The organism is Sedimentibacter hydroxybenzoicus DSM 7310 (genome assembly GCF_013403245.1).
Classification (GTDB): domain Bacteria; phylum Bacillota; class Clostridia; order Tissierellales; family Sedimentibacteraceae; genus Sedimentibacter; species Sedimentibacter hydroxybenzoicus.
In genome coordinates this window covers 201,961-216,401 of record NZ_JACBNQ010000001.1, presented here as the reverse complement: position 1 = coordinate 216,401, position 14,441 = coordinate 201,961, and the positions used below count along the sequence as shown (strand labels likewise).

At 34.9% G+C, this 14,441-nt stretch carries 14 protein-coding genes; 8 read left to right on the top strand and 6 right to left on the bottom strand.

The genetic code is table 11. The annotated features are described in order from the left end of the window. Position 1: 1 nt before the first annotated feature. The 4 genes from HZF24_RS01040 to HZF24_RS01025 all read right to left on the bottom strand — a co-directional run bounded on the left by HZF24_RS01040 (position 2) and on the right by HZF24_RS01025 (position 4,662). Positions 2-1,015, bottom strand: a complete 1,014-nt coding sequence (locus HZF24_RS01040) for an ABC transporter ATP-binding protein (protein WP_179236399.1) — start codon at positions 1,013-1,015, stop codon at positions 2-4. A gap of 16 nt (positions 1,016-1,031) precedes the next feature. Then, a complete protein-coding gene (locus HZF24_RS01035; RefSeq protein WP_179236398.1) occupies positions 1,032-1,919 on the bottom strand; it encodes an ABC transporter permease in 888 nt (295 codons plus the stop codon). Beyond that, positions 1,916-2,881, bottom strand: coding sequence for an ABC transporter permease (locus HZF24_RS01030; RefSeq protein ID WP_179236397.1), 966 nt, complete (start codon positions 2,879-2,881; stop codon positions 1,916-1,918). Before HZF24_RS01030 ends, HZF24_RS01035 begins: the two co-directional genes overlap by 4 nt. A 146-nt stretch (positions 2,882-3,027) precedes the next feature. Next, positions 3,028-4,662, bottom strand: coding sequence for an ABC transporter substrate-binding protein (locus HZF24_RS01025; protein WP_179236396.1), 1,635 nt, complete (start codon positions 4,660-4,662; stop codon positions 3,028-3,030). A gap of 245 nt (positions 4,663-4,907) precedes the next feature. On the opposite strand from HZF24_RS01025, the gene HZF24_RS01020 reads away from it, so the two are divergent. From HZF24_RS01020 to HZF24_RS01000, 5 genes are all read left to right on the top strand, one after another. Beyond that, complete coding sequence (locus HZF24_RS01020; protein WP_179236395.1) at positions 4,908-5,600, top strand: response regulator transcription factor; 693 nt, start codon at positions 4,908-4,910, stop codon at positions 5,598-5,600. 262 nt (positions 5,601-5,862) lie between these two features. Further along, a complete protein-coding gene (locus tag HZF24_RS01015; RefSeq protein WP_179236394.1) occupies positions 5,863-7,215 on the top strand; it encodes a YfcC family protein in 1,353 nt (450 codons plus the stop codon). Positions 7,216-7,240: 25 nt separating this feature from the next. After that, positions 7,241-7,534 (top strand): ArsR/SmtB family transcription factor, encoded by a 294-nt coding sequence (locus HZF24_RS01010; RefSeq protein ID WP_179236393.1) that lies wholly within the window; start codon positions 7,241-7,243, stop codon positions 7,532-7,534. Between the two features lie 174 nt (positions 7,535-7,708). Beyond that, positions 7,709-8,887, top strand: coding sequence for a M20 family metallopeptidase (locus HZF24_RS01005; RefSeq protein WP_179236392.1), 1,179 nt, complete (start codon positions 7,709-7,711; stop codon positions 8,885-8,887). 10 nt (positions 8,888-8,897) lie between these two features. Continuing rightward, entirely contained in the window at positions 8,898-10,307 is a 1,410-nt protein-coding gene (locus tag HZF24_RS01000) for a YfcC family protein (RefSeq protein WP_179236391.1), read from the top strand. Between the two features lie 362 nt (positions 10,308-10,669). On the opposite strand, the gene ytxC is transcribed toward HZF24_RS01000, so the two are convergent. After that, complete coding sequence (gene ytxC / locus HZF24_RS00995; protein ID WP_179236390.1) at positions 10,670-11,506, bottom strand: sporulation protein YtxC; 837 nt, start codon at positions 11,504-11,506, stop codon at positions 10,670-10,672. A 557-nt stretch (positions 11,507-12,063) separates the two neighbouring features. On the opposite strand from ytxC, the gene HZF24_RS00990 reads away from it, so the two are divergent. The 3 genes from HZF24_RS00990 (at position 12,064) to HZF24_RS00980 (ending at position 13,590) form a co-directional block, all read left to right on the top strand. Then, entirely contained in the window at positions 12,064-12,588 is a 525-nt protein-coding gene (locus tag HZF24_RS00990) for a VanZ family protein (RefSeq protein WP_179236389.1), read from the top strand. An 88-nt stretch (positions 12,589-12,676) separates the two neighbouring features. Further along, on the top strand, positions 12,677-13,048 hold the full coding sequence (locus HZF24_RS00985; protein WP_179236388.1) for a helix-turn-helix domain-containing protein: 372 nt from the start codon (positions 12,677-12,679) through the stop codon (positions 13,046-13,048). 14 nt (positions 13,049-13,062) lie between these two features. Beyond that, positions 13,063-13,590: a hypothetical protein gene (locus HZF24_RS00980; RefSeq protein ID WP_246345901.1), complete on the top strand. Its 528-nt coding sequence runs from the start codon at positions 13,063-13,065 to the stop codon at positions 13,588-13,590. Between the two features lie 12 nt (positions 13,591-13,602). On the opposite strand, the gene HZF24_RS00975 is transcribed toward HZF24_RS00980, so the two are convergent. After that, positions 13,603-14,337: a DUF6873 family GME fold protein gene (locus HZF24_RS00975; protein ID WP_179236387.1), complete on the bottom strand. Its 735-nt coding sequence runs from the start codon at positions 14,335-14,337 to the stop codon at positions 13,603-13,605. Positions 14,338-14,441: the final 104 nt, after the last annotated feature.

Here is a 14,441-nt window from a genome sequence, read left to right as displayed (position 1 = left end):
ACTATTCATCCTTTCCTACAATATAATCTTTTCCTCTTTCATTGTATAAATCCTTATATAAATGGCATTTTATCATATGTGTATCCTTATAACACGGATTCGGTTCACACATTTTACATACATCCATGCGATCTGTACAACGTGGCCAGAAATGACATCCGTCAGGAAGGTTCGTAGGATCCGGCATCATTCCGTCTATAGGTGCCAACCTTCTTGTTTTTTTAGACATATCCGGGATTGAGCCAAACAGTCCCAGAGTATAGGGATGATGATGCTTTGCGGTAAATATATCCCTTATATTCCCTTCTTCTATTATCTGACCTGCATACATAATAGCTACTCTATCACAATTGTTCGCGACCACACCGAGGTCATGAGTAATCAATATCATTGATGTATCAAGTTTTTCCTTTAACTTGTGCATCATGCTCAGAACCTGAGCCTGAATCGTTACATCGAGTGCGGTCGTAGGCTCATCTGCCAGCAATAGTTTTGGTTCACACGCAAGTGCTAACGCAATAACAACTCTTTGCTTCATACCACCTGACAGCTGATGCGGAAAATCATTCTTCTTTTCCTTAGTCAGCCCTACAAGCCTTAAAATTTCATCAACGCGATCGGATATTTGTTTTTTTGTCATGTCTTTTTTATGCAGCAATAAATTTTCCGCTATTTGCTCTCCGACTCTGATGGTAGGATTTAGGCTTGTCATAGGGTCCTGAAATATCATTGAAATTTGTTCTCCCCTTACACGACGCATTTCTTTTTCTGAAGTTTTTGTTATATCAACACTTTCAAACCAAATTCTACCGTTCGAAATAAAGCCTATTTTTTCAGGCAATAACTTTAAAATACTCAATGCTACCGTCGTCTTACCTGAACCGGTCTCCCCGACCAAACCCAGTGTTTCACCCTTTCGAACGGATAGGTTCAATCCGTTTACGGCATATACCACATCATCTGCAGTTTTATAGTTAACGTGCAGATTATTTATTTCAAGTAATTTATCATACATTTGTCTGCCTCCCTGTCTAATTTTTAAGTTTGGGATCCAAGGCATCACGCAGCCCGTCACCGATTAGGTTCATTGCTATAACAGAAAGTAATATAGCAAAACCGGGTATTGTGCAAAGATACGAATAATCACGCATATTTACTTTGTTCTCAGAAAGAATGGTTCCCCATTCTGGTGTGGGTGCCGGAACACCTAACCCTATAAAGCTCAACGAAGAAATCGTAAGAACAGCCTGTGCCATTGAGAGACTTGCTTGGACTATCAACGGTCCCAATGAATTAGGCCAGATATGTCTCATAATAATCGTTCTGTCCTTACATCCATAAGAGCGGGCTGCCTCTATATATTCCTCCTCCCTTATGCTTAGTATAATTGAACGCACAACACGGGAAAAAGTAGGAATCAGCGATATACTCATAGCTATTAAAAGCTTGACTGTTCCTGCACCTAAGGCTGCTACTATTGTAATTGCCATTAATGTACCCGGTATGGCCATAATAACGTCTATGATACGCATAATTAACGAGTCTATCCTGCCTCCGTAATATCCTGCAACAGACCCTATAACTGCTCCTATTGACATAGATATGAATACCGCACCTATACCAAGAGATAACGAATATCTTGCTCCCCAAATAATTCTGGCAAACATATCTCTTCCTAGCGCATCAGTACCGAACCAATAATCCCTTCCGGGAGGTAAAAATCTGATTTTTAAATTTTGCTTTATTACATGTTCGTATTTAACAATAAGCGGTGCACATATTGCAACAGTTAATAAAATACTTAACAGTATTAACCCTGCCACAGCCATTTTATTTCTTTTGAATCGAAGCCATATCGAATATATCTGGCTTCTTTTTTTATATTTCTTTTTTATTTGATTTGATTTTTCGATTATCACGACTCCTCCTTTGCCGCATTATTCCTTACGTACATTGATTTTAATCTTGGGTTTATAAATACGTACAAAAGATCAACGAGTAAATTTACAATACCTATAACGGTTGCGATAAAAATAATACATCCCATTGCCATCGGAGCGTCTTTAGTTCTGACCGAGCTAATAAGCAGATTACCTACTCCGCTTATGTTAAATACTTGTTCAGTAATTACAGCTCCACCCATAAGTACATTAAAATTAATTCCTACAATTGTTACAACCGGCATTAACGCATTTCTTAAGGCATGATACATTATTACTCTGAATTGTCCGGCACCTTTTGATTTTGCTGTTCTTATATAATCAGATCTGATAACCTCCAACATATTTGATCGGGTTGTACGAACCGTTGAAGCCGTAAGGTTTGCAGAACACATAAAGGTAGGCAGTACCCAGTGCTTCCAGGTTATTGCAGCACTTGTAGGCATTGTAGCAGGTAAAATACCCAATTCAAGAGAAAACTTAAGCATCATCATAAGAGCTAACCAAAATGTAGGTATTGAGGTCATAAGTAAAGCGATAAATAATGTTGTATGATCCAAGAGGCTGTATTGACGTACCGCAGATATAATACCCATAGGAATACCTAAAATGAGCATTACCGTAACTGCATATGCTGCCAGTCCCAATGTATTCGGTATTCTGTTCATTAACTCTGCAGCTACAGGTGTATTGTGACGCCAACTAATTCCAAGGTCTCCCTTCAGTAAGCCCACAAGATATCTCACATAGCGTACCATAAATGGATCGTCCAGCTTCAGCTTTGCCCTTAGTGCGTCGAGGGATGCTTCGGTTGCATCAAAACCTAAGATCAGGGTCGCGGCGTCACCGGGCGTATAGTTTAAAATAGCGAATACTATTAAGGTAATGCCAACGATAATAGGAATCATAATTATTAGTCTTTTTAAAATATATCGTACCAAATTTAACCCTCCCTAAGAAGATAACCCAAATTCTTAATTTGGAGCCAGTCTTTTATACTGTAAGTGAAATAATCGAGTTATTCCTAAAAATCAGGAATAACTCTTTGAAATTTTACATTTCATTTTGTAGTTATGTATATTCCAATTTACCATGACCAGTCGCTTATTTTCCAGTCAACGTATGGTGATGCATTTACATTTTGCAAATTGGCATTTCCGGCTCCGGTTACAACAAATTGGTATAAAGGAACTACCAAGCAATTGTCCTTAAGTATTACTTCTACAGCTTTTGCATAAGCTTCCTCTCTCTTTGATTTGTCAAGCTCGCTGCGTGCTTTGTCAAGTAAATCATCCAGTTCTTTAATGCTATGATTTGTATATCTTAAGGTTGCATCTGTATAATAATGCTGCATAAGCGGAATATCCGCGTCAGGAGTTGTTGCCGTATAGTTTCCGATTGCTATATCATAATCATAATTTGTCATAATTGATGTCCAGTATGCTCCGCTTTCCAGGACCTCTAATGTTGCGTTTATACCTATTTCCGCTAACTGACCTATCAAAGTTTCGGCCGGTTTATAGTATGTAGGTGTTGTTATACATCTCAAATTAACCGAAAAACCATTCGGATAACCTGCATCTATCAGCAACTCCTCCGCTTTATTCAAATCTCTCGTATAATAGTCCGGCACATCCGTATAGCCGGCAAAAGTATTGGGTATGGGAGAATTTATTATCTTTCCGTAGCCATCTGTTGATGCAATATTTATATCTTCTTTATCTACAGCATATGCCACAGCTTGACGCAAACGTACATCTGAAAAGTATTTGCTGCCTACCTTGTCCGTATTAATTCCGGTATTAAATATAACCCACCCCTGACCGGGAGAGTCTGTCATAAACCATTTCAAGTTGCTGTCACTGTCAATAGTATTCTTGTAGCTTGTAGCAATATTTGTAACAAAGTCTAGTTCACCTGTTTGAAGAGCTATAACGGCAGCATCTGTATCAAGCCTGATGCTGAATGTTAAATCCTTTATACTCGGTATTCCGTCAAAATAATCTTCGTTTGCCTGCATTTTGATAGTTTCACCCGGCACCTTGCTGATAAATTTATAAGGTCCCGTTCCTATGGGATGCTTTTCAAATTCGTCTTGTCCTGTTGATAAAAAAGCGTCTTCAGGCAATATTCCCAAAATAATATCCGAAAGGCATGACAGCGTAGGACCATAGACTTTTGAATAATGAATTTTAACAGTGTACTCATCAATTATCTCAGTTTCTTCATAGAAGTTTAAAAAGGATCTGGCCTGTGTTCCACTTGGATAATCCGCAAGCTTTCCTGCGTGATAATCAAATGAAAATGCAACATCCTTCGATGTCATTTTACTTCCATCATGGAACAAAACATCATCTCTGAGATAAAATGTATATGTCAGGTTATCATCCGATACCTCCCAGTTTTTTGCTAACTCAGGAGAATAAGATCCATCCGGATTCGTGCGTAGAAGATTGTTATAAAGCTGAGTTTGCATAATGTTAGGTATCTGCCCGTTTGATCTTCCTGCAGTTAAAAATTGCGGGTCCTGTGGTATTCCGAATACCAAATCAGTTCTTTTCACAGTTTCTTCCTTACTGTCATTATTATTTGTTTCCTGTCCTTGCTCATTGCTGCTGCCATCCTGCGGCGGCGCAGCGGTTTGATTGCTTGAACAAGCCGTAACAAACATCATCAATATAATCAAAGATAATGAAATAATGCTTAACGTTTTCCTGCTCATTAAACTTCCTCCTTAAATTATTTATTTTTTTCATTATATATTACAGTAGTAACAATCCGATGATATTTTTGTGTCCGAAATGTGAAATTTGTACAATGCATTGTACACTGATGTATTTGAGTGAAACACATTGTCAGCACACCTGATATGGAATTGAAAATGTTTTTTGGAGATATTGATTCTTTTTTATATTTATGCTAAAATAACATTAGAATTGTTAACATCTTATTAAAAGAGGTAATCCCATGATAACGATTTTAGTAGTTGATGATGATAAAGAAATACAAAAAGAGATAAAAGATCATGCAGATCTTGAAGGGTATCATACAATACAAGTAACCAACGGTATCGATGCAATTAAAACCTGCAAAGATAAAAAAGTTGATATTATTGTTATGGACGCAGTTCTTCCCGGTATGGACGGATTCTCAACATGTAAAGAAATTTGTAAAATGAAAAATATTCCGGTTATAATAACCTCTACTAACGGTGATAAAATTTATAAGCTTTTGGCTTTTGAACTCGGAATTAATGATTATCTTGTTAAGCCGTTTTTTATAGAAGAACTCTTTGCAAAAATAAAGGTGATTTTACGAAGGGAATATAATATTCAAAATGTAGGTTATGTGAATTATTTGGATAACAATAAATTTAAATATAAAGGAATTGAAGTTTATATGTCCAGCCGAACCGTTTATGTAGATAAGGTTAAGGTAAGCCTTACGCCTAAGGAATATGACTTACTTTTATATTTCATCAGAAACAAAAATATCGCTTTGTCAAGGGAGCAAATATTAACCGATGTATGGGGCTTTGACTTTTATGGAAATAACAGGACTGTTGATACACATATAAAAAGACTCAGAAACAACTTAGGTGAGTATAAGAATTTAATTGTTACAATACAAAGAGTCGGATACAAATTGGAAGTTGAGTAGAAATAATTAAAATGGGTGTTTAAGCGATTTTAAGTTTAGACACCCATAATTGTAAGCGAGCTTAATTATCATATATCATATAGTGTTATGTTTAAATTTATTGAAATTTACACCTTTATCTTTATTATAATTTTTTATGCAAATTTATTTATGAATCAAATTTAAAAATATTATTGTTGCAGAACTCAAAATATATGTTATAATAATTTAAACTATATTTCGATATACTTAAACGCATCAAAATATTAGCGGAGGCAGCACAGTGTTAAAAAAAATTCCCGGTTCATATGTTTTATTGTTTTACATAATAGTTGTTTTAGGAATTGCTTCATATTTTATTCCTGCCGGAACCTATGACAGAGAAATTGATACCACTAAAGGAATAAGCTATGTGGTACCCCACAGTTACAAATCAGTAGAAAATACACCGGTCTCTATTTTTGATATTTTTAAATCCATCCCTGAGGGAATGATGGAAGCGAGCGATATAATTATTTTTGTGCTTATTATAGGAGGCGCATTCGGTGTAATTCAAGCAACCGGAACAACTGACGCATTAATTGGAAACTTAGTACGAAAATCCTCAGGCAATGAGAAAACGATTGTAGCAATAATTATGACTCTTTTCTCACTGTCAGGAGCTTTATTCGGGACAGCGGAAGAAGCACTTCCTTTTTATCCTTTAATAATTTGCTTTTCTTTAGCGATGGGTTATGATAAAATTACAGGTGTAGCCATGGTGCTGTTGGGAACCGGGACCGGTTTTGCCGCAGGATTTCTTAATCCTTTTACAACGGGAATAGCCCAGAATGTTTCGGAACTCCCTCTGTACTCGGGAATTGTTTTAAGAGTAATAACCAATGTTATATTTTTAGGAACATCAATAGTATTTGTAATAAGGCATGTTAATAATATAAAAAATGACCTTACTCCAAGCAGCAAAGCTTTTGAGGATTTCCAAGCTATGAAGACGGAGCACTACCGGGTTATGACAGTACTTGTGCTGTCATTTATATTCATGATTGCAGGAATTTTGAAATTCAGTTTTTATATTTTGGAAATATCCACAGTATTTTTCATAATGGCCATAGCGAGCGGACTCGCAGGAGGGTTAACTCCAGGCAGAATATCAGCAGAATTTGTTAAGGGTGCATCCGCCATGACTTACGGAGCACTTATTATCGGAATTGCAAAAGCTGTGTCCGTAATTATGATATATGGAAATATTATGGATTCGATTATTCATGCCCTTGCAGAACTTATTGAAGGCTTCAGCCCTGTCGCGAGCGCCGTGGGAATGTCATTTGTGCATGGTGTACTGAATATATTTATTTCTTCCGGAAGCGGACAAGCAGCCGCATCCATGCCCATAATGAAAACATTGGCTGATATGTCGGGTATCACAAGGCAAACCGCCGTTTTGGCCTTCCAGTTCGGGGACGGTCTTACAAACCTAATAAGTCCTACCTCAGGCTATTTCATAGCTGCTTTGGCTCTTGGAGATATCGAGTGGAAGGATTGGTTAAAATGGTTTATGCCTTTGTTTATTGCATTATGTGCAGAAGCCCTTATTATTCTTATAATATCAACTGTTATCAACTATGGTCCGTTTTAAATAGCAAAAGATGGTGGGTGGGAGTATGTCCGGAATTAATCAAAATGATATGGATATAGAAATAATAAAAGCATTAGGTGATGAAGCCAGAATAGATATTCTTAATATCATCGGGAAAAAGGAACTGAACGCAAGTGATATTGCTGCAAAGTGCACCTTATCCCGTCCTACGGTATCACATCATCTGCAAATCCTGAAAAGAGCAAGAATCCTTGAAGCAAGAAAAGAAGGAAAAGAAATATATTATTCTGTGAATATGCACACGCTGAAAAGTTTATCGCAAACTTTGCTTAAATTTATCGGCATGGGCTTTTTCTAAATTTTTTTGAGTTATATGTCGATATGTTTAAACATATAATTATTATTGAAGGGAGGTTTAGTTTAAGCAACATCTATTTTTTTAATTCTTTATGTTGAAATGTTTAAACATATTAACTCAATAACTTAAAGCCGAATTTTTTGGCTATCTATTGAATAGGAAGGAGATATTTTTTTGGAGATTACAAGATTCATAAGCGAAAATGAAATTATTGACATTGTTACAAAGCTGGTATCAATTGAAAGCCACAAAAATGTTGATCAAAAAGAATCGGAGGTCGCAGCCTGCATAAGTAATATCTTTAAGAATAATGACATTTATGTAGAATGTGCAGAGATTGAAAAAAACAGACCTAATGTTACGGGAAAAATATTCGGCAAAAATGAATCCGTGCATTTAATGTTTAACGGCCACATCGATACAGTTCCCGGATTTACGATGAAGTACAAGCCATTTGTGCCGTTTATAAGGGACGGCATCATATACGGAAGAGGCACTGCGGATATGAAGGGTGGTTTAACTGCCATGATAGCCGCAATGATTGCCATAAAAAGACAGGGGCTCGATTTGGAGAAAACAGTTGCATTTACTGGAGTAATTGATGAGGAGGAAAGGTCAAAGGGTACTGAATATCTCATCAAAAAAAATATTGTCTCTGATTATGTTGTAATCGGCGAACCTACCAACCTCAGAGTGTGCACCGCACACAAGGGCATGGAATGGATTGAGGTTACGTTCAGAGGTGAAGCAACTCATGGAAGCCGTCCAAAAGAAGGAAAAAACGCGATTTATATGGCTTCGGAATTTTGCAGAATGATTTACAGTGAGCTGGAGCTCATAATTGAAAAACGTAAACACGAACTTCTTGGATGCGGGAGCATTAATGTGGGACGTATCGAGGGAGGAGATGACCCTAATATTGTTCCTGACACTTGCAGCGTTCAAATTGACCGGAGATGGCTGCCCGGAGAAACCTTGGAGTTCATTCATAATGAAATTGAAAGCTACGCTGCAAAAGCAGCCGAAAAATTCAAAGGACAATATGAGCTTAAAGCAATGCGTGAATTTACCGCATCAATGATAAATGCACCCTACAGTATTGACCCAAATCATGAGCTTGTAAAAAAAGCACTTAATATTACATCGGATGTTACAGGTCAAAACCTTCCTGCAAAAGACTTTCCTGCATGGAGTGATGCCGGATTACTGTCCAATCACACAAATGCTAAATGCATAATACTCGGTCCCGGCAGCATAACTCAAGCTCATGCAAATGATGAATTTTGTTCAATAGATGAAATATTGAAAGCTTCAGAAATTTATTACAAATTAATAAAAATTTTATGTTTATAAGGAGATTATTATGGAAAAAAGTATTGAAAAAAAGAAAAGGTTTAGAATTCCACACACATATGCACTACTATTCTTTGTAATAGTACTAGTCGCTGTCCTTACATACGTAATTCCGGCCGGTGAATTTGACCGTGCAGTAGATCCTGAAACAGACAGGATATTTGTAGTTCCTGACACTTATCATAGTGTTGAAAGCAATCCTCTGTCATTCTTTGATGTCTTTAAAGCTATCCCAAAAGGCATGGAAAACTCCGGATATATAATTTTCTTTGTTCTCATGATAGGAGGATCCTTCGGAATACTCCAGTCCACCGGCGCCATAGATTCCGGAATTGTAGAAGTGGTAAAACGAATGAAGGGTAAGGAAAAAGCGGTTATCCCTATCGTAATGTTTATTTTTTCTTTGGCAGGAGCAATTCTTGGTTCAGCAGAAGAAATGCTTCCGTTCTATCCAATAGTTATTTCTTTAGCCTTGGCTTTAGGATTTGACACTCTCACAGGTACAGCAATGGTATTACTGGGAGCAGGTGCCGGTTTTGCAGGCGCCTTCCTTAATCCATTCACTGTGGGCATAGCTCAGGGAATTGCCGGTCTTCCGATGTTTTCCGGTATTGGCTTCCGCCTTATAGCATACGTATTAATCTTAAGTATAACTATTATATATGTATATAGATACGCAAGCAAAATTCAGAAAAACCCAGAATTAAGCGTTACATATGAAGAGGATAAGATAAGACATAAAGAATTTGAATTCAATGATAATATTGAATTTACAACAAGACACAAAATTGTAATGCTTATATTAATTTCCGGACTGTGTATATTGGGATACGGTGTTGTTGAGTTAAACTTTTACATTACCGAATTAACGGCAATTTTCCTGATTATAGGAATTTTATCCGGTGTAGCAGGAGGCTTATCAATAGATAAAATTGCACAAGAATTCATAAACGGAGCAAAGGAATTAGTCTACGGTGCTCTTGTAATAGGATTGGCAACCTCAATAATGGTTGTTATGCAAGAAGGAAAAATAATGGACACTATAATATACAGTCTGGCAGGTCTGGTTCAGGGGTTACCTCCTTCATTAAGCGGTGTTGCAATGTTTATTGTTCAAAGCTTTATCAATTTTATAATACCTTCGGGAAGCGGTCAGGCAGCAGCTTCAATGCCCATAATGGCTCCTATGGCAGATTTGGTTGGCATCTCCAGGCAGTCTGCAGTTCTGGCATTTCAGTTTGGTGACGGATTCTCAAATGTTATAAACCCTACTTCAGGTTATTTTATGGCTGCAATTGCAATAGGCGGTATAAGATGGGAAAAATGGGCAAAATGGATGCTTCCTCTATTACTGATATGGAGTTTAATAGGTGCTATACTTGTGGCTGTTTCTGTAATGATAGGATACGGACCATTCTAAATAATTTCCATCTCGTTAACACAATTTAAAAAACGAGAAAGTGTTTATCCGACACTTTCTCATTTTTTAATTATTCATTATTCCCGTTATTTGCTTCTGCTTCTTTTATATTTATCAAATGAATTGCAGCTATTACAGTTATAGTTATTAAGCTTGCTAATATTAAAAATGACATATGTATTCCTCCCTTTATATATATTCCCTTTCCCCTTTTTTATATTTTATAATATAAACCTTATGGTTTTCTTAATACTGTTTATATACCCAATTTATGTGTTTTAAAACGGGTGTCGGAAGACACCCTTATATTTATACTTACGGTATAAGCGACTGACACCAAATCATTGATTTGGCTCATCTGCTTAAAGCAGGTCGCAATACTTGCAGCCCTTACACATTTCAATTTTACCTTCAAAAATCTTTTTTATAATTTCTATTGTATTTACAGCTTCTTTATTTCCCTTATCTAATTTTTGTTCATGAAGTATTATTTTCTTAGGTGATACATTTAATAATATATTGATTACTGATTCATCATATGCCACCTTATTTACCAAATCACTTGATAATTCCATATTACTTATATAAGTCAACTTTTTCATATTTTTATCGTACACCTGAATCTTATTATTTGTGTACATAACATTTACTAAATCATATTCTGCTTCTTCCTTCTCAGAAATCAATTTAATAATGCTTATAAAATCCATATATTCCTTTTTCATAAGATAGCTGTCAATGCACCTTTCAACCACTTGTGCAGCATAAAGCTTTATAAATTTTAATCTGAAGTTTATGAAGCCGTTTAAGTTTATCAAAGTCGAGCGCTCTAATATTTCTTTGAATTTATTTTTAATAATAAGCTTAATTTTTACATCATTATCTATCTCATTTTCAATATCAGAAATAATATTGCCAACTTCATCCTCATCAAAATAAAAATAGCTTTCTTTTAATATGTTAATGCTTTCTAACTTTGTATATTCAATTAACAACTTAGTTACTTTTCCTATTATATTTTCAATGTATTCCCTTTTATTTATTCTGTTGTCTGTAAAATACCTTAATCTTATGTTTCCTTCGTCAGTTGACGATATTTCTATATTTATATCACTTTCATCTAAATTGGTTATTATTTTAATATTATTAAATACTTCATGATTTTCATTTTCATTTAACTCTAATGATAAAAGCTCCATCAAGTCACTCCTCTCTTTAAGGGAGGTCAATCGGCATCGGAAATGCCATATATTATTTGCACATTTGAAGCTTCATCATAAATATACCCTGTAGATCGGATAAATGCTATTAATGTGTATAAAATATTCTTATCAAGGAATTTTCTTCGATAAGAATAAAGAATATTTTTTTCATTAATTAAATCTGTACATCCGCCAATAAATCCATGACTGAAAAATTTATCAAAACAACTCCGGATTTATATACAAACAAGTTATATTATATGATGTTTCATATATCAATATACATGAACTAATTCAATATCTGCTTCTTCCAAATAATATTTTAAAACCTGGTCTGTATGCTGCAGTCTATGTACAGCATATCTCCCTATTCTTGCTTACATTATATGCTATATCCTCGGGATAGTTTCTACTTAGAGTTTTTCCACCTTTAATAAGTTTTATTCCAGAGAACATTAAAACATTTCTGTAATAATCATGAAATGTGTAGTATAATACATATATCATAATATGAACCTAATATATGGTTAAGTAACATTTTTATAGGAGCAATAATGGACAATTATATTAAATACCTCATTGATATTATTGTACTGATTATAATATATTCTGTTTTATTTTTTAAGAAGTGGAAATCCAAAGGGAAAGACATACTGTTTGTAAATACACTTTTGTATATCTATATAGCTTTGGTTTTCTATGTGACCTTAATGCCTGTGATTGTTTCACTTCCGTTTGTTTTTGACCATGCTTATATACCAATGAATATGCGGGCTTTTGACGATTATTTTTCAGGCAGAGCATATGCGGGACAACAAATTTTGCTAAATATAATTTTAATGATACCATTCGGCTTTTTAATTCCTATCTTAAAGAAGCAGAATATATTTTCCTGCGCATTACAAACATTTTTGTTCAGCTTGAGTATTGAAATGTTTCAACCTTTGATTAATGGTTTTAGATCCTCTGATGTAACAGATCTAATTACAAATACGGTTGGCGGAATCATCGGGTATTTATTATATTTAATTTTTAAGCCATTGATAAATACTATATTAACTTCCCTTAAGACGAATTAATGCATTTTCGACTTTTCCGAAATTTCCTATTTACAAATTCGATACGCTGTGGTATTATATATTCATAATTAATTATGAGGTAAATATAATGACTTTTGGACAAAAGTTAAAATTAGCAAGAAAAAATAAAAATTATACTCAAAAGAATTTAGCAGATGCAATTGGAGCAAAGCATAATTCTGTCAGTGATTGGGAAAATGATAAGAACAGGCCTGACCCCGACACTATAGAATTGATATGTAATGTTCTTGATGTTTCAGCAAATTATTTATTGGGGACGAAAGACCCAAAAGATTTTCTATCTCCTGAAGCTATTAATATAGCTCAGGCATATGACAAGGCAGATTTCAATAAACAAAACATAGTGCGTTTAACCTTGGGCTTTAATTTAAAACTTATTGAAAATGTTGCTGAAAATCCGACAGAATACAATGAATCCGACAGAACTATTATTAAATAAGGAGATGTAAACAAATGGACAACAGCAAACAAATACTTCAGTCAATAACCGAAATGAATGAAAAAATGCAGAATGGTTTCGTAACGGTACATTCTGAAATTAAAGAAATTAAGTCTGATATGAATGACATAAGCAGTAAAATGCAAAATGGTTTTGATGAAGTACATTCCGAAATCAAAGTAATTAAATCAGATATGAATGACATAAGCGGTAAAATGCAGAATGGTTTTGATGAAGTACATTCCGAAATCAAAGTAATTAAATCAGATATGAATGACATAAGCGGTAAAATGCAAAATGGTTTTGATGAAGTACATTCCGAAATCACGATTATGAAATCTGATATTAAGGACGTTAAAATGACTCTGGAAAATGAGACGAATAAAAATATCAGAATAATAGCCGAGGGACATCGTGATTTAAATAATAAACTGGACAATGCATTAAAAATTGAAAATGAAAAAGAATTATTACTTATAAGGTTAACAATCCTTGAAAACGAAGTTAATCGTATCAAAGCACGTCTTGATGAAATAGCATGATAAACGTGTGACTTAAACAATCGGTATAATTGTGCCTAAGTCTGTTATTTGCTCATTTGACGCTTCATTATATGTATAACCTGCAGACATGATAAATTCTTTTATTGTGTCTGCAATATTTTTATCGCATATTTTTCCTGTTGATAAGAATGTTTTATCGTTAATCAAACCGGTACATCCGCCGATAAATCCATGATTGTAACCGTTTAATAAGACAACCTCCGGATTTATATACAAGCAATTTATGTTGCATGATGTAAGTTTTTCATATATGGATGTATCTGATGTTAAGGCTGTATTGCCGTTTAGAGCTGTTGTTGAGCATTTTGAATAACCCTGTCGAACATGGATAAATTCGATACCTGATTTTTCTAAATAATGCTTCAATACCTCATCGGTGTGGTGCAAATTATGTATGGCATATCTACCTACTCTCGCTACATTGTACGATATATCTCCGGGATAATTTATGCTTAGAGTTGTGCTGCCTTTAATTAGTCTAACTCCGGCACTTTTTAAAGCAATTCTGTAGTAGTCATATACATTTGGCGCAACTACAAAATTTTCATAATCTATGGGGTGTATGACCATATCGGGGTGTCCGTTTACGGGCTCCTGCAATTCATTACATTTAATTGTCTTGATAGGAATTATGTTTAATTTTTTTAAATAATTTATTATTTCATCACTTGCCCTGTAATCAATAATTACAAAGCGAGGTGAGCATGGTAAAATGTACGGGTTCATAAAAACTCCTTTTTATGATTTGTCAGTTTTCGCCTCCGGCTCAGAATAACAATTTTATTATATCATTTTCCCGAAATTTTTGGTATTATATATTTGATTGGAGG

Excerpts from the sequence above, each read along its gene's own strand:
- HZF24_RS01040 (WP_179236399.1), bottom strand. The coding sequence starts at position 1,015 with ATGTATGATAAATTACTTGAAATAAATAATCTGCACGTTAACTATAAA.
- HZF24_RS01025 (WP_179236396.1), bottom strand. The coding sequence starts at position 4,662 with ATGAGCAGGAAAACGTTAAGCATTATTTCATTATCTTTGATTATATTG.
- HZF24_RS01020 (WP_179236395.1), top strand. The coding sequence starts at position 4,908 with ATGATAACGATTTTAGTAGTTGATGATGATAAAGAAATACAAAAAGAG.
- HZF24_RS01010 (WP_179236393.1), top strand. The coding sequence starts at position 7,241 with ATGTCCGGAATTAATCAAAATGATATGGATATAGAAATAATAAAAGCA.
- HZF24_RS01000 (WP_179236391.1), top strand. The coding sequence starts at position 8,898 with ATGGAAAAAAGTATTGAAAAAAAGAAAAGGTTTAGAATTCCACACACA.
- ytxC (WP_179236390.1), bottom strand. The coding sequence starts at position 11,506 with ATGGAGCTTTTATCATTAGAGTTAAATGAAAATGAAAATCATGAAGTA.
- HZF24_RS00990 (WP_179236389.1), top strand. The coding sequence starts at position 12,064 with ATGGACAATTATATTAAATACCTCATTGATATTATTGTACTGATTATA.
- HZF24_RS00985 (WP_179236388.1), top strand. The coding sequence starts at position 12,677 with ATGACTTTTGGACAAAAGTTAAAATTAGCAAGAAAAAATAAAAATTAT.
- HZF24_RS00980 (WP_246345901.1), top strand. The coding sequence starts at position 13,063 with ATGGACAACAGCAAACAAATACTTCAGTCAATAACCGAAATGAATGAA.
- HZF24_RS00975 (WP_179236387.1), bottom strand. The coding sequence starts at position 14,337 with ATGAACCCGTACATTTTACCATGCTCACCTCGCTTTGTAATTATTGAT.